Raw genomic sequence first — 21,659 nt, forward strand, 5'->3', positions numbered from 1 at the left:
AAAGGCGCGATCCGCTGACGGATGCGGCGCCACCGGGGCCGTCGCGCAAGGCGTGGAAGTTGAACCGATAACGGGCATGTGCGTTGCCCGGTATGCGGCGCAGAAATTCTTTGGTCGCAGGACCGGTTTCAAATGGTGGCAGGTGGCGTGACGGATACCCTTTCAGACAGGTTGCGGACAGGTCTTGAGGCACGGTTGTCGCAGGTGGCGGCGGGATTTGGCGCGGCCTCTCCGGCGCTTGGCCGCGCGATGGAGGACGCGGCGCTGTCCTCGGGCAAGCGGTTCCGGGGCGTGCTGCTGCTGATGGCCGCCGAAGCGGCAGGCGGGGCCTGCGATGCCGCCGTCGATGCGGCTGCGGCGCTGGAGATCGTGCATGCGGCCTCGTTGGTTTTTGACGACCTGCCCTGCATGGATGACGCCCGGCTGCGGCGCGGCAAGCCCGCCAGCCACATCGTGCATGGCGAAGGCCGCGCGGTGCTGGCCGGGATTGCGCTGATCACCGAGGCGATGCGCCTTCTGTCCACCGCGCGCGGCGCCCCGCCGCAGGTGCAGGCGCGGCTGGTGGCGATCCTGTCGCATGCGCTGGGGCCGCTTGGCCTGTGCGCGGGGCAGGATCTGGACCTGTCGGCGGAAAAGACGCCCGAAGGGGTCCAGCGCGAACAGGATCTGAAGACCGGCGTGCTGTTTGTCGCCGGGCTGGAAATGCTGGCCGCGATCAAGTCGCTGGATCAGGAGGAACTGGACGCGATGACGGCCTTTGGCCGCCAGCTTGGCCGGGTGTTCCAGTCCTATGACGATCTGCTGGACCTGTCGGGCGACAGCGCCAGCATCGGCAAGGACACGGGCCGCGATCAGGCGGCCGCGGGTCCGGCGCGCGGCGCGCTGGCCGTGGCCAGCCTGCAAGAGGTGTCGCGCGGATACGAACAGCGCCGCGCCGAGCTGGACGAGATGCTGCAGGGCCGCCGCGTTCACCACCCCGAGATGCAGGCGCTGCTGGCCCGCGTGCTGCCACACCGGCTGCAGCGCAGCGCCTAGCCGCCTTCGTCGGGGCGGGTCCACAACCCGTCGCGGGGGGGCGCGGCGCCGGGTCCGCGACTGCGCATCACATCCCAGCCGCCGTGCAGCACCAGCCCCGCCTTGGCCGCGCCCGACGTGCGAATGCGCGCGCGATAGGCCCCGGGGCCGCCTGCGCGGATGCGGGTGCCGATGGCGCGATAGATCCGTGCCGCCGAGGCGATCGACAGGGCACAGCGCGGCGGCAGCGCCGGCAGGCCCGCCATGGCCGAGGCGTAATAGGGTTCAGCCGCGTCCAGCAGCCGCAGGATCACGCCATAGAGCGCGGGTGACGGGGTTGTGCCTTCGATCCGGGCGCCCGCCTGATCCAGCCAGTCGCCCGGCAGATAGACCCGCCCGATGGCGGCATCATCCATCACATCGCGCGCGATATTGGTCAGCTGGAACGCCAGCCCCAGATCGCAGGCACGGTCCAGCACCGCCGGATCGCGCGCACCCATCACGCGCGCCATCATCACCCCCACCACGCCCGCGACATGATAGGAATAGTCCAGCGTATCGGACAGCGAGCGATAGTCGCGCGCGCTCACATCCATCGCAAAACCCTCGATCAGGTCCAGCGGCCAGCGTTCGGGGAAATCGTGGCGGCGGGCGACGGCGCGCAGCGCCTCGAACGGGGGCGACATCGGGGCCGTGCCGTGCAGCGCCGCCAGCGTGTCCGCGCGCAGGCCCGCCAGCCGGGCCGCGGGATCATCGGCGCCGTCCGGGCGGCCGCCCAGATCCTGCCCGTCGATCACGTCATCGGCGTAGCGGCACCAAGCATACAGCATGACCGTATCCTCGCGGATACCCGCTGGCATCAGCCGGGCGGCGGCGCCGAAGCTCTGCGAGCCTTTCGCGATGGCGTCCTGCGCGGCGGCGACGGTCTGGTTCATGCCATCCCCGCGTCACTCAGCATCACCTGCGCCGTGGCCTTGGCGCTGCCCACGACGCCCGGAATGCCCGCCCCCGGATGGGTGCCCGCGCCGACCAGATAGAAATTGCGGAACGTGCTGTCGCGGTTATGGGGCCGGAACCATGCCGATTGCGTCAGGATCGGCTCGACCGAAAAGGCGCTGCCGTGATGGGCGCCCAGTTCGCTGGCGAAATCGGCGGGGGTAAAGATGCGCTGCGTGGTCAGATTGGCGCGCAGGTTCGGGATCAGCCGGTCCTCAAGGCTGGCCAGAATGCGGTCGGCATAGGCGGGGCCTTCGACGGCCCAATCAATGTCCGCCCGCCCCAGATGCGGCACCGGCGCCAGCACGTAATGGGTGGACATGCCCGGCGGCGCCATGTCGGGGTCGGTCGCGCAGGGCGAATGCAGATAGAGCGAGAAATCATCGGGCAGGTCCGGGCCCTTGAAGATTTCGTTCACCAGTTCCTTGTAGCGGGGGCCGAACAGGATCGTGTGATGGGCGATGTCCTTCGGCACCTCGCGCAGGCCGAAATGCAGCACGAACAGCGACATCGACCAACGCTTGCGGCCAAGCGCGCGGGCCTGCCCCTGCCCCCGCGCCGTATGGCCCAGCAGGTCGCGGTAGTTGTGCATGACATCGCCATTGCTGGCGACCATATCAGCGGCAAGCACGCGGCCATCGGCCAGCGTCACCCCGGTCGCGCGCGCGCCCTCGGTCCCGATCCGGGCCACGCGGGCGTTCAGCATCACCTGCCCACCCAGACGTTCAAACAGCGCCACCATCCCCGCAACCAGCCGGTTGGTGCCGCCCTTGGCGAACCAGACACCGCCGCGCCGCTCCAGCGCATGGATCAGCGCATAGATCGAACTGGTCGAGAACGGATTCCCGCCCACCAGCAGCGTGTGATAGGAAAACGCCTGCCGCAGATAGGGGTCCTTGATGAAGGTCGAGACCTTGGAATGGACCGAGCGATACGCCTCCAGCCGCATCAATGCGGGGGCCGCGCGCAGCATCTGACCCAGCTTCAGGAACGGCACGGTGCCCAGTTTGACATAGCCCTCCTGGTAAACCTCCTCGGCGTAATCGCGGAAGCGGCGATAGCCCTCCAGATCGTCGGGGTTGAAGCGCGCGATCTGTTGTTCCAGCTGATCCGCCTCGTTGACATAGTCGAACACCTTCCCGCCCGGCCACATCAGCCGGTAAAACGGCGAGACCGGCATCAGCGTCACGTCGCGCGCCATGTCCTGCCCCGACAGCGCCCACAGTTCGCGCAGCGCGTCGGGATCGGTGATGACCGTGGGGCCCGCGTCAAAGACATGGCCCTGATCGTGCCAGACATAGGCGCGCCCGCCCGGCTTGTCGCGGGCCTCGACCAGCGTCGTGGCGATGCCCGCCGATTGCAGGCGGATCGCCAGCGCAAGGCCGCCAAAGCCTGCGCCGATCACGATGGCTGTCGTCATGTCTTACCTCTCAGCAGGGGTGTCTCGGGCAGGCAGCGCAGGGCGCGGCTGATGGGAATGGGCGGTTTTCCGGTCACGATCCGCGCCCGGTCGGCCCATGTCAGCCGGCCCGCGTAAAAGCGTTCGATCAGCGGTTCCGGCAGGCGGTAAAATCGCTCCAGCAGGCGATAGCGGTCGGGTCCGGGGCAGCCGTGAAACAGCATCCGGTTCAGCAGGCGCAGAAACCGGTCCTGCCGCGCGCGCGCCAGCGCAAAGGCGCGCAGCCGGTCGCGGACCGCATCCGTGGTCAGCGGCGCGGTGGCCGCGATCAGGTCGGCTGTCTGAACCGCGACGGGCAGCGAATAGCCGGTGACCGGGTGAAACAGCCCCGCGCGCAGGCCCACCGGCACCGCGCCCGCCCGATGCGCGTCCCAGAACCCCGGCGCGTCATGGGCCAGCGCGATGGGCAGCACGCCCCGCTCGCGCCGGACCTCGCGGCCCTGCCAGCCGCGCGCGGCGGCGTAATCCAGCACGGCCTGCGCCAGCGAGGCATCGTCCAGACCGGCGCCGTCGCTGTAGCGCGTGTCCTCGATCAGGATGTGCCGGTCGGTGAAAGGCAGCAGGTACATAAAGCGGTAGCCGTCCACCTGCGGGACGGTCGCGTCCATGATGACCGGGCGGTCGATGCCGTGGGGGGCGTCGCAGGCGATCTCGACGCCTACGAATTTCTGAAAGCCGGTGACCAGATGCGGCCCCGGTTGCGCACCGCGCGCGTCCAGCACGCAGGGCGCGGTCAGTTCCGCGCCGTCCGCAAGCCGCGCGTGACCGGCGCCAAGCTGGTCGACCCGTGTGCCATAGCGGATCCGCACCCCGGCCTGATCCAGCAGCCGCGCCAGCCCCGGACCGTCGATCGAGGAATAGCCCGCGCGCAGCTGGCGCGAATGGGCGGGAAAGCGCACCTCCTGCCCCGGCCAGTCGCCGCGCTTGGCGGGGGCCAGCATCGCGTGCCAGCGGGCCGGGATGTCGGGGCCGTGAAACGACCATGTATGCGCCTCGGAAGGGCCGGGCGCCGCATCCAGCATCAGCACCGACAGATCGGGCCGCGCCCGGCGCAGGGCCAGCGCGATCAGGCTGCCCGCGAGACCCGCGCCAGCCATGATGATGTCAGCGCCCACGCCGTCAGCGTTCATGGCGCAGCCTGTTGCAGCCTGTCACCTGCCAGCAGCCCCTCGATCAGATCAGCCCCCCTGCGAACGCCACCTGCCGCGCGCAGTTCCCCCGACATGGCGGACAGGGTGTCACGCCATTGCGGCGCCTCCAGCAGATGATGCAGCGCCTTCGCAATGGCCTGTGGACCCGCCTGCACGGGCTTCAGGCTCAGGCCAAGCCCGTGCGCCTCGATCCGGGCGGCGATGCCCGGCTGCTCGAAGGCCAGCGGCAGGGCCAGCATGGGCACGCCCGCCGCCGCGCAATCCAGCACGGTGTTCAGCCCGCCATGGGTGATGCAGACCGAGGCGCGGGCCAGCATCGCCTGCTGCGGCCACAGCGCGCGGACATGGGGGCGGCCCGGCAGCGCTGCGGCCTCGGCCTCGGTCAGCGCCCCGGCATGGGCCAGCGCCAGCGTCACCGGCAGGCGGGCCGCAGCCTCGCAGATCGCATGCAGCAGGCGCCTGCGCCGACCCGCCAGCGTTCCCAGCGAGGCAAAGACCAGCGGTCGGTCGTCCTGCATCAGGTCCGGGGGCAGCAGGTCCGGGCGCAGCAGGTCTGTGGGCCGCGCCCCCATGTCATGCGGGTCGCGCAGAGGTCCAAGGCCCACCGCAGCGCGCGGCCAGTCGCGGGGAAAGTCCAGCGCGGGGACAAGCTGGCGCAGCTCCAGCGCCGGGCTGGTCCATTGCGCGATGCCCGTCCGCAACGGCAGGCCGTGGCGGCGGCAGCCCTGCGCCAGAGCCCGCGACTGCAGCACCATCAGCGCGCGCGCCACCCGCCAGCCGCCCTCATTGCGGCGCCGCGCCTTCGGGCCGTCCCCGTGCGGCCAGTCCAGAAAGGGCGGCGGCGCGGCGGGGTCGTCATCGACAGGCAGGCCCGGTGTCAGCGTGGCGCGCAGGGGCACGCCTGCGGCCTCGGCGGCCAGCGCATAGCCCGGCTCGGCCTGATCGGCGATGACCAGATCGGGGCGCAGGTCGCGCAGCACCTGTGGCGCGTGACGGATCACCCCGCGCGTGGCCGCCGCCGTGCGCCACAGCGTCAGCGCCAGCCCCGCGCCGCCAAGGTCAGGCTCGGCCCAGGGCAGAACACGGACCGGTACCCCCTGCCCGCTGGACAGATCGCCCAGCCCGGCGCTGCCCAGCAACACGCAGTCATGCCCGCGTCGCGCCAGCTCGCGGGCCAGCGGCGCATGGGCGCCCAGATGGCCCCGCATCGCAGGCAGGCAAAGGACGATCCGCGCCATCCCTGCCTAGCGGGTCTGATCGCGGGCGGCATCCGCATCCGCCGCCTGCCGGTCCTGTCGCAGCCCGCCGGTCTGGCGCAGCTCATTCTTCAGCCGCTCGACCGGGGGGGCGTAGATGAAGCCAAAGCTGACGCAGCCCTCGCGCCCCTCGACCGCGTGATGCAGCCGGTGCGCCTGATAGACGCGGCGCAGATAGCCCCGGCGCGGGATCGCGCGGAAGGGCCAGCGCTGATGGACCAGACAATCATGCAGCAGCAGATAGATCACGCCATAGACCGTCATGCCGACCGCAACCCACCACAGCCAGCCATCTGACAGGATGAACAGCCCCGCCGCGATCACCGAAAAGACCAGACCGTAAAGGTCGTTCTTCTCGAACCCGCCCTGATGGTCGCCATGTTCGTCGTGATGCGACTTGTGCCAGCCCCAGCCGAACGATCCGTGCATGATCCAGCGATGCACCGAATAGGCGACCAGTTCCATGACCCCGACGGTTGTGATCACAATAGCCAGAGGGATCGCCCAGCTCATTTCGCGGCCTCCTTGTGGGGGCATCGGGTGCGCGGCAGGCGCCACCACGGGACATGCGGGTAAAGGTGATGCTCGTGATGATAGCCGCCAAAGTGAAAGCAGCTGAGCAGCGAGACAGGATCGCTCATCCGCGACGACCGGGCGCGATGGCGGTCGGGGAAATCACCGGTCTCGCGCGGCATATGGGGCAGATAGGTGCCGAAATAGAACAGCTGCATCGAGGCCAGGATCGCGGGCAGCGACCAGAAGGCGATATAGGGCCAGCGCGGCCCCAGGATCAGCGCGTAAAGCAGCGTCACCCCGCCCAGCAGCAGCGCCTCGCGCCAGCCGAAATAGGTGCGCAGGAATTTCAGATACCAGCGGGCCGCGCCGCCCCGGCCCGCATCCGGCCCGAAATCGGGGTCGTCATCGGTGCCGGCATGGCGGTGATGGGCCATATGCTTGACGATCAGCCTGCGCCACGAAAAGCCCGCAAACAGCCACAGCGTGACCTGACCGATGGCGGCGTTCAGGCGCGGGCGGCCCGGCGCCACGGTGCCGTGCATCGCGTCATGGGCAATGATGAACAGCCCCGTCGACAGCCATGTCAGCCCCGCCAGAGCGGCCAGCGCCAGCAGTGGCTGGGCCTGCGCCTCCAGATGCCAGACCGCCAGCACATGCAGCCCCAGCCAGAGGGCGGTGACGACAGCGGCCAGCGTCAGGCTGGTGCGTGCCTCGGTGGGGTGCATGAGGTCGGGCATTGTCATGGCCTATGTCCTGCCTTGGGGATCAAGGCTAGCGCCGTGGCCGTCGCTTTGCCAGCCTTCATCCTGTCGCAGCAGTGCCGCAGCCCGCAGCGCCGCCAGATCGCCCGAGCCGGTGCAGAACATGGCAATCCGCAACTGCGCGATCACCTCGTCGAAATGCGCGACCAGCGCGCCGGTGCTGTCGCGCGCGGCGGCCAGCGCGTGACCCGCCTGCCCCGCCAGATCGGCGCCCAGCCGGATCGCGCGGGCCACATCCAGCCCGTGCCGCACCCCGCCCGAGGCCACCAGCACCTGCCCGGCCGCCATCAGCGGCGCCGCCATCCGCAGCGCATCCGCCGTGGGGATGCCCCAGTCGTGGAAGGGCGCGGCGATCCGGCGCAGGGCCTCGGGGCCGCGTTCCGCCTCGACCCGTGCCCAGCTGGTGCCGCCCAGCCCGGCCACGTCGATGATCGTGACCCCGGCATCCAGCAGGCGCTGCACCAGTTGCGGGGCAAGCCCCGCGCCGACCTCCTTGATCCCCAGGGGCACCGGCAGCGCGCGCACCAGTGCCTCGATCCGGGGCAGAAGGCCCGCGAAATTGCGGTCACCGCCCGGCTGGATCGCCTCTTGCAGCGGGTTCAGGTGCAGGATCAGCGCATCGGCGCCGATCATCTCGACCGCGCGCAGCGCCTCATCAGCGCCAAAGCCGTAATTCAGCTGCACCGCGCCGATATTTCCCATGATCGGAATATCGGGCGCCCGTGCGCGCAGATCGCGCCCCAGACCGCCGGTGGCCCCCTGCTCGACTGCGATCCGCTGCGAGCCGACCGACAGCGCGATGCCCAGATGCTGGCACGCCTCGGCGATATGGGCGTTGATGCGCCCCGCCTCGGACGGCCCGCCGGTCATGGCCGAGACCAGCAGCGGCGCCCGCAGGGTCCGGCCCAGCAGCCGCGTGCCCATGTCGATCAGGTCGAAATCCAGATCCGGCAGGGCGTTGTGCAGGAACTGCACCCCGTCAAAGCCGGTGCCCTGCCGGTGCTGCTGGCCGCGCCCCTCGGTGACGATGCGCAGATGTTCGGATTTGCGGCTGGTGATGTCGTTCATGTCTGTGCCCTCATCTGCAGCACAACGCCGCTGGCCCACCGGGTGGCTGCAGCGCCAAAGCAATCGTGAATGCTGTCCACGGCGATCACGCAGCCCAGACCCATCCGGCCCAGCAGCGCCAGCCCCGTCACCGGCTGCCCGTCCGCAGCGATCAGCCTGCCATCGGGGGCCAGCCGCGCGCCCATTCCCTGACCTGTGGGCTGGATAAGCCCCTGTGCCCGCAGGTCCGCAAACAGCGGGTCCGACAGCGCGTCCAGCCGGGGCGAGGGCAGCACCGCGTCGACCATCGCCGTCACCTCGGCCCGCGTCTTGCCCTCGTGCAGCTGCCAGCCTTGCGGGGTCAGGCGGATGTCGGGATCGTCGGTGGCGCGCAGATCGACCAGCCCGGCCCCGATCAGCGCCAGCAGGCGCTCCGCCGCAGACAGGGGCGGGCCATAGGAATAGCGCTTGAGCCCCTCGTCAAAGCCGATCAGCGCCTCGGCGGTGGGGTCGGGCAGGCGCGCGGGGTTAAAGCCGCGCCGCAGCGGGTTCTGCCATTTGCGCCACAGCGCGCCGATGACATGGCCGGCATCGGGCGGCGCGTCGCCACGCGCCATGGCGATGGCGTGGCGCAGGGTCCGGACCGGGCCATCGGTATGCTGCGACCCCGGCGCCGCGCGTTCGGCCGCCAGCCAGTCATCGGGCCGGGTGCCCAGAATGCGCGCCGCCGCATCGGCCAGAGGTGCACAGAGGGCGCGCAAGGCGGCATCGGGCGGCAGGGTCAGGGCCTGCGCCAGCGCGGCCTCGAATGCGGCGGTCTCGGCGTCGGTCGGGTCGAGGGCTGCATCCAGCGCGGCGGTCGCGGGTTTGGGAAAGGGCGGCAGGCCGTTCAGGGAAAACGGCAGGATGCGCGCAGGCTCGCGCCCCGAGCGGTGGTAGCGGCCCGCCGCAAACCGCCCGCCCAGCCCCTCGGTCAGCAGGCGCAGCGCGTCCAGCGTGGCAAGGCCAAGGCCCCGGATGCCGACCTGCGTGCCCGCCCAGCCCTGCGCGGCAGCCAGCAGCGCCGCGTCGGGATAGACGGGCCGCAGACCGGCGCCGGTCCGGGCGGCGTGATCCTGCCAGCGGGCCAGCTGATCGTCGGGCGCGGTGGCGGGCTGGCCGGGCGTCAGCAGCACCGCGTCAAAGCGCCGCCCGGCCATCTGCCAGCCGCCATCCAGCGGCGCGATGCTTGTGATCACATCGCGGCAATGGCTGATCCGCAGCGGCCCGTGCTGGACCAGCGCGTCAAACCGCGCCGCCAGCCAGGCGCCCAGTTCCGCGCGCGAGGGGTAGGCTTCGGGGTCCGCATCGCCCAGCCAGCCCGCCAGATCGGGAAAGCCCGCGACCGGCGCGGGTGGCAGGTCGATGGCGCGCAGCGGGATGTTCAGCAGCATCAGATCCGACTGACCGGGCGCGAAATTCGGCCCGGCGCCCGGATCAGGCTGCGGGTCGAACAGGGTCACCTCTGCCGCCAGCCCCGTCCGGGCCAGCGCCTCCAGCGCGCCAAGGGCGCGGGGGCCGGAGCCGATGATGGCAAGGGTGGGCAGCGGCATGGCGGCTCCTGTCTGATGGGCGCGGCAGAGGGGTGGCGGGCGGTCCTGCAAGGTTCAGCCCAGATAGGCGCGCAGGCCGGGGGGCGGGTTGTCCAGCAGCGGGCCGGTCGGGCGGGGCGGATGGGCGCGGTGATCCTCGATCAGCAGCGTGTCGGGGGCAAAGGCGCGGGCATCGGCGGGGTCATGGGTCACCATCAGCACCGTCGCGCCGGTCTGGTCCGAGATCTGCGCCAGCAGGGCCAGCATCTCGGATTTCAGCGCCGGGCCAAGTGCTGCAAAGGGCTCGTCCAGCAGCAGCAGGGGGCGGGCGCGCAGCAGCACGCGGGCCAGTGCGACGCGGCTTTGCTGGCCACCCGACAGCGCGCCGGGGCGCCGGTCATCCATGCCGGTCAGGCCGACCTGATCCAGCACCTGCGCCACGTGGCCCTTCTGCGCCCGGTCCAGCCGCAGGTCCGGGCGCAGGCCCATCCCCACATTTTGCGCCACTGTCAGGTGCGGAAACAGATTGTGGTGCTGAAACAGCATCGAAACGGGGCGCTGTCCCGGCGCCATATCCGTGATGTCCTGCCCGTCCCAGATCAGCCGCCCCTGCGCGGGCGCCAGAAAGCCCCCGATCAGCGACAGCAGCGTCGATTTGCCGGACCCCGAGGCGCCGATGACCGCATAGCGCCCTCTGGGCAGGGTCAGCGCGGCCGCGAGGGTGAAATCGCCCTGCCGGATCAGGATATTGCGGAACTCAAGGCTCAAGCCGGCCCCCTCTGTCGAACGCCCAGAACAGCGCAAAGCTGAGCGCCATCAGCAGGACCGATGCCGCCGCCGCATCGGCCATGCGGTAACTGTTCATCAACTGATATAGTTTCAGCGGCAGCGTCGGCTGGTCGCTGGCAAACAACGTGATCACACCCAGATCGCCCATCGCCAGCGCCGCCGCCAGCCCGCCCGCAAAGCCCAGGGGACGCGCCAGACGTGGCAGCACCAGCAGCCGCAGCCGCGCCCATCCGCGCAGGTCCAGCGATGCGGCCAGCCGCCCGTAATCGGCCTGCAGCGCCTGCGCCGCCGGGATCAGCGCGCGCAGCCCGAAGGGCAGCGCCATCGCGGCATTCACCGCCACCGTGACCGGCAGCGCCATCTGCTGCGGGCTGGCCGCGCCGCGCAGCAGGATGAACAGCCCCGTTCCCAGCACCAGAGGCGAGGCGATCAGCGGCAGCATCCCCGCGACCTCGACCCAGCGCCCGGCGCCGCGCGCAATGGCCAGCGCCAGCGCCAGACAGGCGGCAATCGCCAGAAACGCCGAGATCACCGCCATGACGACTGAACGCAGCGCCGCGTCCCAGACCTCGGGCGGGAGGGACGGGATGCGGGGCAGGCCGATTGTGATCACAGCCAGAAGCGGCCAGAGCAGAAAGGCCGAGGCGAGTGTGATCACAGAAATGTCGCCCCAACGGCGCCAGCCACCGGGCGCGGGCAGCAGGGGGGCCGCGTCCATCCCGGCGCCAAAGCCTGCAGGCACCGCGATCCAGCGCGCGGCCAGCAGCGCGCCGATGCACAGCGCGATCTGCACCAGCCCCAGTGTCGCCGCCCGGCCCAGATCGAAATCGAAGCGGAACGCCTGATAGATCGCCAGCTCGACCGTGGTGGCGCGCGGGCCGCCTCCCAAGGCCAAGGCAACGGTGAACGAGGTGAGGCAGACCAGGAACACGGCCAGCCAGACGCCCGGCAAAGTCGCGCGCAGCATCGGGCGTTCCAGATGGCGCGCAATATCAGACGGCGCGAAATTCAGGCTGGCCGCAAGGCGGAACCGCTCGGCCGGGATCGCCTGCCAGCCTTGCAGGATCAGCCGCACGGACAAGGGCAGGTTGAAAAACACATGCGCCAGAATCACGCCCTGCCAGCCATAGACCGAGAATTCGGGCAGGCCCATCGCGCCAAGCGCCTGATTGATCGCGCCATTCCGCCCAAACACCGCGATCAGCCCCATGATCGCCACGATCACTGGCAGGATGAACGGCGCCCCCAGCAGCGTGACCAGCAGCCCGCGCCCCCGGAACCGGCGCCGCGCCAGCGCCCGCGCCACCGGCACCGCCAGCACCGCCGAGATCGTGGCCGACAGCGCCGCCTGCCACAGCGTGAAGCGCACCGCGCGCCAGTCCCATTCGCTGAGGCTGGTCAGCCCGCCCGCGACCCATGCGACCGCCGCCAGCGTGCCCAGGATCGCCGCGCCAAGGGCGGCTGCGACGGCGTGACCGGGGCTCAGTTGAAGGCCCGCAGCCATTCGTCCAGCGCGGGCTGGCGCAGCGCCTCGGCCTGATCCTCATCGTAGAACAGCGTCAGGTCGGGGCGTGGCAGGTCGCGCAGGACCTGCGGCCAGTCCTGCGGCGGCAGTTTCGCGGGCAGCGACCAGTTGGCCAGCGGGATTTCGGCCTGAAACTCGGGCGTCACGATCCAGTCCATGAAGGACTGCGCCAGCTCGGGCTGGTCGGTGCCTGCAAGCTGCGCGGCCAGTTCGGTCATGAAATAATGCCCCTCGGGGAAGATCGCGGCCTTTTTGGTCGGGTCCTCCTCGGCGGCGATGTGATAGGCGGGCGAGGTGGTGAAGGACAGCACCATATCGGCCTCGCCGCTGGTGAACATGCCGTAGCTTTCCGACCAGCCGCGCGTCACCGTCAGCACCTTGGGCGCCAGCTTCGCCCATGCCGCGGGCGCGTCGTCGCCATAGACCTGCCGCACCCACAGCAGCAGCGCCAGACCCGAGATCGAGCTGCGCGGGTCCTGGATCACAATGCGCAGATCCTCCGCCTCCAGCAATTCGGCAAAGCTGGCGGGCGGGTTCTCCAGCCGCGTCTCGTCATAGACAAAGGCGGTCTCGCCCCAGTTATAGGGCAGGAAAATCGGGTCATCCCAGTCGATGGGCAGCGACATATCCGAGGTGTCCTGCCCGTGCGGCGTGAACAGACCCGAGGCCCGCGCCCGCGCCAGAACGTCGGTGTTCAGGCCAAAGACCACATCGGCCTGCGTGCCCGCACCCTCCATCAGCAGGCGGGGCAGGATGTCGCCGGTGACAAAGCGCAGCTCGCAGTCGCAGAACGCCTCGAAGCCGGATTTGATCGCCGGGCCGGGGCCCCATTCGCTGGCGGTGTAATCCTCGGCATAGACGGTCAGCACGCGGTCCTGTGCCCAAGCGGGCGTGGCGATCAGGGCGGTCAGGGACAGGGCAAGTTTCATGGCGCCTCCTTTCATTGGTCACGAAAAGAAGGATGGACCGCACCTTCCCTCCGCCGGGATCAGCCGGTTCAGGTTCAACGGGTCCGCGCTTGCGTCTCAGCCCGTGAGGGGCACCCCGAGGTGGGCACGAATGTAGAGGTTTCGCGGCCACGCGCAAGCCGCTAGAACCAGCGCCATGACCAAGGACATGACCGACCAGCCGACCCCGATGATGGCGCAGTATCTGGCGATCCGCGACGCGAATCCCGGTGCGCTGCTGTTCTATCGCATGGGCGATTTCTACGAGATGTTCTTTGACGACGCGGTCGCGGCCGCCGCCGCGCTGGACATTGCGCTGACCAAACGCGGCACCCATCTGGGTCAGCCGATCCCGATGTGCGGCGTGCCGGTCCATGCCGCCGAAGGCTATCTGCTGACGCTGATCCGCAAAGGGTTCCGCGTGGCCATTGCCGAGCAGATGGAGGACCCGGCCGAGGCGAAAAAGCGCGGGTCCAAATCGGTCGTGGCGCGCGACGTGGTGCGGCTGGTCACCCCCGGCACGCTGACCGAGGAATCGCTGCTGGAGGCGCGGCGGCACAATTATCTGGCCGCTTTCGTCGTCGTGCGGGATGAGGGCGCGCTGGCCTGGGTCGATATTTCCACCGGCGCGTTTCAGGTGATGGACTGCCCGCTGCCGCGTCTGGCCCCCGAACTGGCCCGGCTGGCCCCGCGCGAGGTGCTGTGCTGCGATACCGCGCTGGAGGAACTGGTCACCGAGGCCGGCGCCGCGATGACCGACCTGCATGCCAGCGCCTTTGACAGCGGCGCGGGAGCGCGGCGCCTCTGCGCGCTGTATGGCGTGGACACGCTGGACGGGTTTGGCCATTTCAGCCGCGCGGAACTGGCCGCGATGGGCGCCATCGTCGATTATCTGGACATGACGCAAAAGGGCAAGCTGCCGCTGCTGCGGCCTCCGGTCCGCGAACGTGCGGGCGGCGCGATGCAGATCGACGCGGCGACCCGGCGCAATCTGGAGTTGACGCAGGCGCTGTCGGGTGGGCGCGAGGGGTCGCTGCTGGCCGCGATCGACCGCACCGTGACCGCACCCGGCGCGCGGCTGCTGGAACGCCGGGTCAGCGCGCCTTCGCGCGATCTGGCGCTGATCCATGCGCGGCATGATGCGGTTGCGGCGCTGGCGGGCGATCCCCGGCTGATGGCCGATCTGCGCACGGCCTTTGCGCGGGTGCCTGATATGGACCGGGCGCTGTCGCGGCTGGCGCTGGAGAGGGGCGGGCCGCGCGATCTGGCCTCGGTCCGGGCGGGGCTGGTGCAGGGGGCGGCGATTGCCGCGCGCCTGCCGGGCGACGCGCCGCCGGCGCTGCGCGATGCCGCCGCCGATCTGGTGGGGCACGATGCGCTGATCGCCCTGCTGGACGCGGCCCTTGTGGCCGAGCCGCCGCTGCTGGCCCGCGATGGTGGCTTTGTGGCCGAGGGCTATGACGCCGATCTGGACCAGACCCGGCGGCTGCGCGACGAGGGGCGCGGGGTCATCGCCGGGATGCAGGCCGATTATGCGGCGCAGGCCGGGGTCAGCAGCCTGAAAATCAAGCATAACAACGTGCTGGGCTATTTCATCGAAACGACCGCGACCCATGCCGAACGCATGATGGCGGCGCCGCTGAACCAGACCTTTATCCACCGCCAGACCACCGCCAACCAGATCCGCTTTACCACGGTCGAGCTGTCCGAGCTGGAAACCCGCATCCTGAACGCCCGCGACCGCGCGCTGGAAATCGAGCGGGGCGTCTTTGACCGCCTCCGCGCCGCTGTGCTGGATCATGCGGCGGCCATCGGGCAAGCCGCCCGCGCGCTGGCCGAGATTGACTTAGCGGCGGCCTTCGCCGATCTGGCCTCGGGCGAGGGCTGGGTGCGACCGCGCGTCGATGACAGCCGCGCTTTTGTGATCACAGGCGGGCGGCACCCGGTGGTGGAACGCGCGCTGCGGCGCAAGGCCGACAGCTTTGTCGCCAATGACTGCGACCTGACCACGGGCGCGACGCCCGCGATCTGGCTGCTGACCGGCCCGAACATGGCGGGCAAATCGACCTTTCTGCGCCAGAACGCGCTGATTGCGGTGCTGGCGCAGGCTGGGGCCTTTGTGCCCGCGCGCGCGGCGCATATCGGTCTGGTCAGCCAGCTGTTCAGCCGCGTCGGCGCCTCGGACGATCTGGCGCGGGGCCGGTCCACGTTCATGGTCGAGATGGTCGAGACGGCGGCGATCCTCAATCAGGCCGACGACCGCGCGCTGGTGATTCTGGATGAGATCGGGCGCGGCACCTCGACCTGGGACGGGCTGTCGATTGCCTGGGCGGTGATGGAGCATCTGCACGGCCTGAACCGCTGCCGCGCGCTGTTCGCCACGCATTACCACGAAATGACGGCCCTGACCGCCAAGCTGGAGGGCGTGGAAAACGCCACCGTCTCTGTGCGCGAATGGCAGGGCGAGGTGATCTTTCTGCACGAGGTCCGCCGGGGCGCCGCCGACCGCAGCTATGGCGTGCAGGTGGCCAAGCTGGCCGGTCTGCCCGCCAGCGTGGTCGAGCGGGCCCGCGCCGTGCTGGATGCGCTGGAATCGGGGGAACGGCAGGGGGCCGCGCGCCCCACGGCCCTGATCGACGATCTGCCGCTGTTCCGCGCCGCGCCGCCGCCTGTGCGCAAGGCCTCGGCTCTGGACGCGCGGATGAAAGCGGTGCATCCCGACGCCCTGACCCCGCGCGAGGCGCTGGACCTGATCTATGAGCTGAAAGCCCTGACCGAGGAGAAAGCCGGATGAGCTATAACACCTTTGGCCGCGAATTCCGCTTTACCACATGGGGCGAAAGCCATGGCCCGGCCATCGGTGCCACGGTGGACGGCGTGCCCCCCGGCGTGCCCCTGACCGAGGATTATATCCAGCAATTCATGGACCGCCGCCGCCCCGGCACCAGCAAACACACCACGCAGCGGCGCGAACCCGATCAGGTGCGCATCCTGTCGGGCGTGTTCGAGGGGGTGACCACCGGCACCTCGATTCAGCTGATGATCGAGAATACCGACCAGCGGTCCAAGGATTATGGCGACATCGCCACCAGCTTTCGCCCCGGCCATGCCGACATCACCTATCACCTGAAATACGGCGTCCGCGATTATCGCGGCGGCGGCCGGTCCTCGGCGCGCGAGACGGCGTCGCGGGTGGCGGCGGGGGCGGTGGCGCAGGCGGTGCTGGCGCAGCTGGTGCCGGATCTGACGATCACCGGCTATATGGTACAGATGGGCGCGCTGTCTCTGGACCGGGCGCGGTTCGACCCGACAGCCATCAACGACAACCCGTTCTTTCTGCCCGATGCGGGCGCGGTTGCAGCGTGGTCCGACTATCTGGACGGCATCCGCCGTGACCAGAACAGCGTCGGCGCCGCGATCGAGGTGCGGGTCGCGGGCTGCCCGCCCGGCCTTGGCGCGCCGGTCTATGCGAAGCTGGACACCGATCTGGCCGCCGCGATGATGTCGATCAACGCCGTCAAAGGCGTCGAGATCGGCGAGGGGATGGATGCCGCCGCCCTGACCGGCGTGGCCAATGCCGATGAGATCCGCATGGGTCCGGACGGCCCGGAATTTCTGTCGAACCATGCGGGCGGGATTCTGGGCGGCATCTCGACGGGTCAGGACATCGTGGTGCGGTTCTCGATCAAGCCGACCAGTTCCATCACCACGCCGCGCCGCTCGATCAACTCGCGCGGCGAAGAGATTGATGTGATCACAAAGGGCCGCCACGACCCCTGCGTGGGCATCCGCGCGGTCCCCGTGGCCGAGGCGATGGCGGCCTGCGTGATCCTGGATCACCTGCTGATGGATCGTGCCCAGACCGGGGGCGTGCGGGGTCAGATCGGCTGATCTGACAGAAACGCGTCCACCTCGGCGCGCGAGGGGATGGCATCGCCCGCACCGGGCCGCGTGACCTGTATGGCTGCCGCCGCCGAGGCCAGACGCAGTGCGGCGGCAATATCCGCGCCCTGATCCAGCGCGGCCGCGAAATAGCCCGCATAGGTATCGCCCGCCCCGGTCGTGTCCACAGGAGTGACCGGGAAGGCCGCCTGTTGGTGGACGGTGTGCGTGCGCAGGTCGCGATATTCGGCGCCCTTTGATCCCTTGGTGATCAGCAGCCCCTCGACCGGTAGATCGCCGGGGATGGCGGCGAACAGTTGCGCGGCCTCGCCCTCATTCATGGCCAGAACCGAGACATGGGGCAGAACCGCCCGGACGGCCTCCAGATCAAAGGGTGCTGCGGAATAGATCACCCGTGCCCCCTGTGCGCGGGCGGTGCGGGCGGCGTCGGGCTGGCCGTTGGTTTCGTTCTGGATCAGCAGCGTGTCGCCGACCCCAATCTTCTCAAGGGCATTGGCAAGGGCCTGCGTATCGACGGCCCGGTTTGCGCCGGGATGGATGACGATGGCGTTCTCGGCCTCGGCGTCCAGCAGGATGATCGCGTGCCCGGTCGCCTTGCCCTGCAGGCGCTGGACCTGTGCCACGTTCACGCCGATGCTGCGCAGCCGGTCGAGAACCCAGGCCTCGCCTTCGCCCATCGCGCCCAGATGATGCGTGACCGAGCCCGCCCGCGCTGCGGCAACCGACTGATTGGCACCTTTGCCGCCCAGCCCCTGCGAAAAACCATGCGCGGCCAGCGTCTCGCCGGGCAGCGGCAGGTGCGGCAGACGGTAGACGTGATCAATATTGATCGAACCCAGATTCCAGATCGCCATATGATCCCCCTTTTGCTGCGGAATGTGGCCCCGACCGGACGGCCTTGTCCAGTAACGAAAAACGCGCCCCCGAAGGGACGCGTTTCACGATCACGCTGCAGGAACGATCAGTCGTCGTTCTTCAGCTTGTGCTTGTGGGGCGCCCAGATGCGCTTGTTGGTCAGATACAGCAGCACGGTCAGCACGATCAGGAACAGAACCGCGACCAGACCGATCTGCTTGCGGTCCATCATCCTGGGTTCGGCGGTCCACATCAGGAAGGCCGCCAGATCCATGGACATCTGCTCGACCGTGGCCGGGGTGCCGTCTTCAAAGGTCACCCGATCCTCGGACAGGGGCGGGGCCATGCTGATCCAGCCGCCGGGAAAGGCGGTGTTGCCGTAAAACAGCGTGCCGGCCTGTTCCTGTTCCTGCCCGGTATAGCCGGTCAGCAGCGAGTAGATGTATTCCGGCCCGCCGATGCCACGGATCAGCTGGTTGATGCCGGTGCCGTAAGGGCCGTGAAAGCCCGAACGCGCCTTGGCCATCAGCGACAGGTCCGGCCCCATGCCCATTCCCGAAATGGTCGGGAAATGGTCGGTGGGAAGGCGTGCGCGCTCTTCGTCGATATCGGCGTCGTAGATCGGCAGCAGCTCCGCCGCATAGGCACGGACCTGATTTTCCGGCAGGCCGGGGCCGCTGGAATCCGACAGGGTGCGGATCGGCACATGGGTCAGACCGTGGCAGGCCGAACAGACCTCGGTATAGACCTGAAGGCCGCGCTGAAGCTGGAACTGGTCGAAGCTGCCGAACGGGCCTTCAAAGCTGAAGGACACGTCCTCGGTATGGCCGGAATAGCTGCCGCCGCCATAGGCATCAACGGCATCCTCATCGGCGCCGGGGTCAACGGCCTCGGCGACACCGGCCTCAAGCCGGGCATGGTCATCGACCGCCGGGACATCGGTGGTCGTCTCGACCGGCGCGGCAACCTCGTCCCCGGCGGTCACCGCAGCGGCGTCGGGAGACCCGGCCTCGGCTTCGGGCGCCTCAGCGGCTTCGGTTGCCTCTGGGGCCTCTGTGGCCTCTGTGGCCTCGCCCTCAGGGGTAGCCACAAAGGTCGCACCATCCTCGGCGGCAGCCTCGGGTGCCGTCATCGGCACCGTCGTGCTGTCCTGCGCCCAGGCCATGCCACCGGCAGAGATCGTCAGGGCCAGAGCGGCCGTGAGCGTCTTGGTTCTCAGGGTCATTCTATGGCTCTCCTTACTCGGCCGGTGTCGCCTTGGCGCTGTAATGCGCGTTGAAGTCTTCCTCGATCGTGGCGGGCACGGGATCGGGTTTCTCGATCACGCCCAGAACCGGCAGGATCACGAGGAAATAGGCGAACCAGTAGGCCGAAGCGACCAGCGCGATGTAGGGATAGATCCCCTCGGCGGGCATGGCGCCCACCCACATCAGGACCATGAAGTCCACGACCAGCAGCCAGAACCACCACTTGAACATCGGGCGATAGCGGCCCGACCGCACGCGCGAGGTGTCCAGCCAGGGAACCAGCGCCATCACGAGGATTGCGCCGAACATCGCCAGCACGCCGAAGAACTTGGCGTCGACGATGCCGAAGCTGACGAACTGCACCAGTTGCACCAGCCAGACATCGCCGTCAAAGGCGCGCAGGATGGCGTAGAAGGGCAGGAAGTACCATTCCGGCACGATATGCGCGGGCGTCGCCAGCGGGTTGGCCGGGATGTAGTTGTCGGCATGGCCCAGATAGTTGGGCATGAAGCCGACGATCGCGAAGAACACGACCAGGATCAGCGCCAGCGCGAACAGATCCTTGATCACGAAATAGGGCCAGAAGGGCAGGGTGTCTTTCTGGGCCTCTTCCTTGCTGGTGCGGCGCACCTCGACCCCGGTGGGGTTGTTGTTGCCGGTCGTGTGGAAGGCCCAGATATGGACGACCACAAGGCCCGCAATCACGAAGGGCAGCAGATAATGCAGCGAGAAGAAACGGTTGAGCGTCGCGTTATCGACCGCAGGTCCGCCCAGCAGCCAGGTCTGGATCGTCTCCCCAATGCCGGGAATGGCGCCGAACAGGCCGGTGATGACGGTCGCGCCCCAGAAGGACATCTGACCCCAGGGCAGCACATAGCCCATGAAGGCGGTGGCCATCATCAGCAGATAGATCAGCATGCCGATGATCCAGGTGACCTCGCGCGGGGCCTTGTAGCTGCCATAGTACAGACCGCGGAAGATGTGCAGATACACCGCAACGAAGAACAGCGAGGCGCCGTTTGCGTGCAGGTAACGCAGCATGTAGCCGCCGTTGACGTTGCGCATGATGTGTTCGACGCTGCTGAAGGCCATGTCGACATGCGGGGTATAGTGCATCACCAGAACGATGCCGGTGATGATCTGCAGCGCCAGACAGAAGGTCAGAACGATGCCCCAGATCCACATCCAGTTCAGGTTCTTGGGCGTGGGGATCATCAGGGTGTCATAGAGCAGCCCAGCCACGGGAAGGCGGCGGTGCAGCCAACGTTCGAACCCGGTCTTGGGCTCGTAGTGATCGTGCGGAATTCCGGCCATTGGTTCCCCCCTCAGCCCAGCTGGATGGTGGTGTCGTTCACAAACGACGCCACGGGAATATGCATGTTTTCGGGCGCGGGGCCGCGACGAATGCGGCCGGCGGTGTCATAGTGGCTGCCGTGGCAGGGGCAGAACCAGCCGCCAAAGTCACCGGCGCCGTCCCCGATGGGCACACAGCCCAGATGGGTGCAGACGCCGATCTGGACCAGCCATTCGCCGGTCTCGTCCAGAGCGCGGTTCGCGTCGGTCGCCGGAGCGGCGGCATCGCCCAGATTGGGGTTCTGCGCGTTCTGGTCGGGAAGCTGGTTCACCTCCACGGCGCGGCCAGCCTCGATTTCCTCGGGCGTGCGGCGGCGGATGAACACGGGCTTGCCCAGAAACAGCACGGTGATCTGCGACCCAGGTGCAACGCCGCTGACATCGACCTGGATCGAGGCAAGCGCCTGCACATCCGCCGAGGGGTTCATCTGGTTCACAAGCGTCCAGGCGGCGGCACCGGCGGCCACCGTGCCTGCGCCCGCCGTGGCATAATAGAGGAAATCCCTCCGGGTGCCTACGTGGTCATCTGCGTGGGACACGGGTCATACTCCAATTCGGGCCGAAGAGCCGGCCGATACGACATTCCGGGCCGCGTCCGAACGCAGCCTTCGCGGTCGCGGTTCTAGCGTTCAATTCCCTGTCAGTCCAGATGATAAGCCCTGAGGGCACGTCGCAAATCGCCGCATGCGCAGGCGATCAGGGTGCCGTTTGCGCCCAAACTGCGACCGGACGTCGCAGTGCCTTGCGTTGTGAGGCGCCGTTTGCCGCGCGCTGTGGCGCATTTGCGACGGCTGCGCGACTCACAAAAGCCCCTCGGACCGGAAGCTGATTTCGCGCGATTTGCCGATGATGAGATGGTCGTGGATGGTCATTCCCATGCTCTCTGCCGCCTGCGCGATCCGGGCGGTCATCGTGATGTCGGCCTCGGATGGCGTGGGATCGCCCGAGGGATGGTTGTGCACGAGAATCAGCGCCGAGGCGTTCAGTTCCAGCGCCCGGCGGATGATTTCGCGCGGATAGACCGGGACGTGATCGACCGTGCCGCGCGCCTGTTCCTCATCGGCGATCAGCACGTTCTTGCGGTCCATGAACAGCACGCGGAACTGCTCGATCTCGCGATGGGCCATGGCGGTGTGGCAATAATCCAGCAGCGCCTGCCAGCCCGACAGAACGGGCCGGTGCATGACGCGGGCGCGGGCCATGCGCTGTGCGGCGGCCTCGACGATCTTCAGTTCCGTCACGACGGCGGGGCCCGCGCCCTCGATCTGC

General features: G+C 68.8%; 18 protein-coding genes, 1 pseudogene and 1 riboswitch. Of the genes and pseudogenes, 3 read left to right on the forward strand and 16 right to left on the reverse strand.

Translation table 11 applies throughout. The features are described 5' to 3' along the window. The first annotated feature begins 147 nt into the window (after window positions 1-147). Window positions 148-1,035, forward strand: a complete 888-nt coding sequence (locus tag ACK41U_RS08875; RefSeq protein WP_409678581.1) for a polyprenyl synthetase family protein — start codon at window positions 148-150, stop codon at window positions 1,033-1,035. On the opposite strand, the gene ACK41U_RS08880 is transcribed toward ACK41U_RS08875, so the two are convergent. The 11 genes from ACK41U_RS08880 to ACK41U_RS08930 are packed head-to-tail and all read right to left on the reverse strand — an operon-like array spanning window position 1,032 to window position 13,014. After that, window positions 1,032-1,949 carry a phytoene/squalene synthase family protein gene (locus ACK41U_RS08880; protein ID WP_409678583.1) on the reverse strand — a complete coding sequence of 306 codons (918 nt, stop codon included), beginning with the start codon at window positions 1,947-1,949 and terminating at the stop codon, window positions 1,032-1,034. The genes ACK41U_RS08875 and ACK41U_RS08880 overlap by 4 nt on opposite strands. After that, window positions 1,946-3,430: a phytoene desaturase gene (locus ACK41U_RS08885; protein ID WP_409678585.1), complete on the reverse strand. Its 1,485-nt coding sequence runs from the start codon at window positions 3,428-3,430 to the stop codon at window positions 1,946-1,948. The genes ACK41U_RS08880 and ACK41U_RS08885 overlap by 4 nt, the downstream gene beginning before the upstream one ends. Continuing rightward, a complete protein-coding gene (crtY, locus tag ACK41U_RS08890) occupies window positions 3,427-4,599 on the reverse strand; it encodes a lycopene beta-cyclase CrtY (protein WP_409678588.1) in 1,173 nt (390 codons plus the stop codon). The genes ACK41U_RS08885 and crtY overlap by 4 nt, the downstream gene beginning before the upstream one ends. Then, entirely contained in the window at window positions 4,596-5,858 is a 1,263-nt protein-coding gene (locus ACK41U_RS08895; protein WP_409678591.1) for a glycosyltransferase, read from the reverse strand. Before ACK41U_RS08895 ends, crtY begins: the two co-directional genes overlap by 4 nt. A gap of 6 nt (window positions 5,859-5,864) precedes the next feature. Continuing rightward, window positions 5,865-6,389 (reverse strand): sterol desaturase family protein, encoded by a 525-nt coding sequence (locus ACK41U_RS08900; protein WP_409678594.1) that lies wholly within the window; start codon window positions 6,387-6,389, stop codon window positions 5,865-5,867. Further along, window positions 6,386-7,135: a fatty acid desaturase gene (locus ACK41U_RS08905; RefSeq protein WP_409678597.1), complete on the reverse strand. Its 750-nt coding sequence runs from the start codon at window positions 7,133-7,135 to the stop codon at window positions 6,386-6,388. Before ACK41U_RS08905 ends, ACK41U_RS08900 begins: the two co-directional genes overlap by 4 nt. Window positions 7,136-7,138: 3 nt before the next feature. After that, window positions 7,139-8,221, reverse strand: a complete 1,083-nt coding sequence (gene fni / locus ACK41U_RS08910) for a type 2 isopentenyl-diphosphate Delta-isomerase (RefSeq protein ID WP_409678600.1) — start codon at window positions 8,219-8,221, stop codon at window positions 7,139-7,141. Then, entirely contained in the window at window positions 8,218-9,792 is a 1,575-nt protein-coding gene (locus ACK41U_RS08915) for an FAD/NAD(P)-binding protein (protein ID WP_409678603.1), read from the reverse strand. The genes fni and ACK41U_RS08915 overlap by 4 nt, the downstream gene beginning before the upstream one ends. 54 nt (window positions 9,793-9,846) lie before the next feature. Further along, window positions 9,847-10,539, reverse strand: a complete 693-nt coding sequence (locus ACK41U_RS08920) for an ATP-binding cassette domain-containing protein (RefSeq protein WP_409678606.1) — start codon at window positions 10,537-10,539, stop codon at window positions 9,847-9,849. Then, window positions 10,529-12,064 carry a thiamine/thiamine pyrophosphate ABC transporter permease ThiP gene (locus ACK41U_RS08925; RefSeq protein WP_409678609.1) on the reverse strand — a complete coding sequence of 512 codons (1,536 nt, stop codon included), beginning with the start codon at window positions 12,062-12,064 and terminating at the stop codon, window positions 10,529-10,531. Before ACK41U_RS08925 ends, ACK41U_RS08920 begins: the two co-directional genes overlap by 11 nt. After that, the gene (locus ACK41U_RS08930) at window positions 12,043-13,014 is read right to left on the reverse strand and encodes a thiamine ABC transporter substrate binding subunit (protein ID WP_409678612.1); all 972 of its coding nucleotides are present in this window, start codon (window positions 13,012-13,014) and stop codon (window positions 12,043-12,045) included. Before ACK41U_RS08930 ends, ACK41U_RS08925 begins: the two co-directional genes overlap by 22 nt. Window positions 13,015-13,042: 28 nt before the next feature. Continuing rightward, a riboswitch (TPP riboswitch) is annotated at window positions 13,043-13,142 on the reverse strand. A 59-nt stretch (window positions 13,143-13,201) separates the two neighbouring features. Between ACK41U_RS08930 and mutS the strand changes: the two genes are divergently transcribed. Next, window positions 13,202-15,826 carry a DNA mismatch repair protein MutS gene (gene mutS, locus ACK41U_RS08935; RefSeq protein WP_409678629.1) on the forward strand — a complete coding sequence of 875 codons (2,625 nt, stop codon included), beginning with the start codon at window positions 13,202-13,204 and terminating at the stop codon, window positions 15,824-15,826. Then, the gene (gene aroC, locus ACK41U_RS08940) at window positions 15,823-16,923 is read left to right on the forward strand and encodes a chorismate synthase (protein ID WP_409678614.1); all 1,101 of its coding nucleotides are present in this window, start codon (window positions 15,823-15,825) and stop codon (window positions 16,921-16,923) included. Before mutS ends, aroC begins: the two co-directional genes overlap by 4 nt. Here aroC and ACK41U_RS08945 read toward each other — a convergent pair. The 5 genes and pseudogenes from ACK41U_RS08945 to radC form a co-directional block, all read right to left on the reverse strand. Further along, window positions 16,911-17,789: a ribokinase gene (locus tag ACK41U_RS08945; protein WP_409678617.1), complete on the reverse strand. Its 879-nt coding sequence runs from the start codon at window positions 17,787-17,789 to the stop codon at window positions 16,911-16,913. The two genes, aroC and ACK41U_RS08945, sit on opposite strands and share 13 nt — an antisense overlap. A 107-nt stretch (window positions 17,790-17,896) precedes the next feature. After that, window positions 17,897-18,622: pseudogene (locus tag ACK41U_RS08950) on the reverse strand (cytochrome c1); the annotation flags it as partial. A gap of 406 nt (window positions 18,623-19,028) precedes the next feature. Beyond that, window positions 19,029-20,351: a cytochrome b gene (petB, locus tag ACK41U_RS08955; protein WP_409678620.1), complete on the reverse strand. Its 1,323-nt coding sequence runs from the start codon at window positions 20,349-20,351 to the stop codon at window positions 19,029-19,031. Window positions 20,352-20,362: 11 nt separating this feature from the next. Then, window positions 20,363-20,929 carry a ubiquinol-cytochrome c reductase iron-sulfur subunit gene (petA, locus tag ACK41U_RS08960; protein WP_409678623.1) on the reverse strand — a complete coding sequence of 189 codons (567 nt, stop codon included), beginning with the start codon at window positions 20,927-20,929 and terminating at the stop codon, window positions 20,363-20,365. 261 nt (window positions 20,930-21,190) lie between these two features. Continuing rightward, window positions 21,191-21,659 (reverse strand): RadC family protein (gene radC, locus ACK41U_RS08965; protein ID WP_409678626.1); only part of this gene is annotated, 469 nt, incomplete at its 5' end.

The organism is Paracoccus sp. (in: a-proteobacteria), from assembly GCF_046289755.1.
Lineage (GTDB): Bacteria > Pseudomonadota > Alphaproteobacteria > Rhodobacterales > Rhodobacteraceae > Paracoccus.

What these genes read in the sequence shown, in the direction of transcription:
- ACK41U_RS08880 (WP_409678583.1), bottom strand. Translation starts at nt 1,949, where the DNA reads ATGAACCAGACCGTCGCCGCCGCGCAGGACGCCATCGCGAAAGGCTCG.
- ACK41U_RS08885 (WP_409678585.1), bottom strand. Translation starts at nt 3,430, where the DNA reads ATGACGACAGCCATCGTGATCGGCGCAGGCTTTGGCGGCCTTGCGCTG.
- crtY (WP_409678588.1), bottom strand. Translation starts at nt 4,599, where the DNA reads ATGAACGCTGACGGCGTGGGCGCTGACATCATCATGGCTGGCGCGGGT.
- ACK41U_RS08895 (WP_409678591.1), bottom strand. Translation starts at nt 5,858, where the DNA reads ATGGCGCGGATCGTCCTTTGCCTGCCTGCGATGCGGGGCCATCTGGGC.
- ACK41U_RS08900 (WP_409678594.1), bottom strand. Translation starts at nt 6,389, where the DNA reads ATGAGCTGGGCGATCCCTCTGGCTATTGTGATCACAACCGTCGGGGTC.
- ACK41U_RS08905 (WP_409678597.1), bottom strand. Translation starts at nt 7,135, where the DNA reads ATGACAATGCCCGACCTCATGCACCCCACCGAGGCACGCACCAGCCTG.
- fni (WP_409678600.1), bottom strand. Translation starts at nt 8,221, where the DNA reads ATGAACGACATCACCAGCCGCAAATCCGAACATCTGCGCATCGTCACC.
- ACK41U_RS08915 (WP_409678603.1), bottom strand. Translation starts at nt 9,792, where the DNA reads ATGCCGCTGCCCACCCTTGCCATCATCGGCTCCGGCCCCCGCGCCCTT.
- ACK41U_RS08925 (WP_409678609.1), bottom strand. Translation starts at nt 12,064, where the DNA reads ATGGCTGCGGGCCTTCAACTGAGCCCCGGTCACGCCGTCGCAGCCGCC.
- ACK41U_RS08930 (WP_409678612.1), bottom strand. Translation starts at nt 13,014, where the DNA reads ATGAAACTTGCCCTGTCCCTGACCGCCCTGATCGCCACGCCCGCTTGG.
- mutS (WP_409678629.1), top strand. Translation starts at nt 13,202, where the DNA reads ATGACCGACCAGCCGACCCCGATGATGGCGCAGTATCTGGCGATCCGC.
- aroC (WP_409678614.1), top strand. Translation starts at nt 15,823, where the DNA reads ATGAGCTATAACACCTTTGGCCGCGAATTCCGCTTTACCACATGGGGC.
- ACK41U_RS08945 (WP_409678617.1), bottom strand. Translation starts at nt 17,789, where the DNA reads ATGGCGATCTGGAATCTGGGTTCGATCAATATTGATCACGTCTACCGT.
- petB (WP_409678620.1), bottom strand. Translation starts at nt 20,351, where the DNA reads ATGGCCGGAATTCCGCACGATCACTACGAGCCCAAGACCGGGTTCGAA.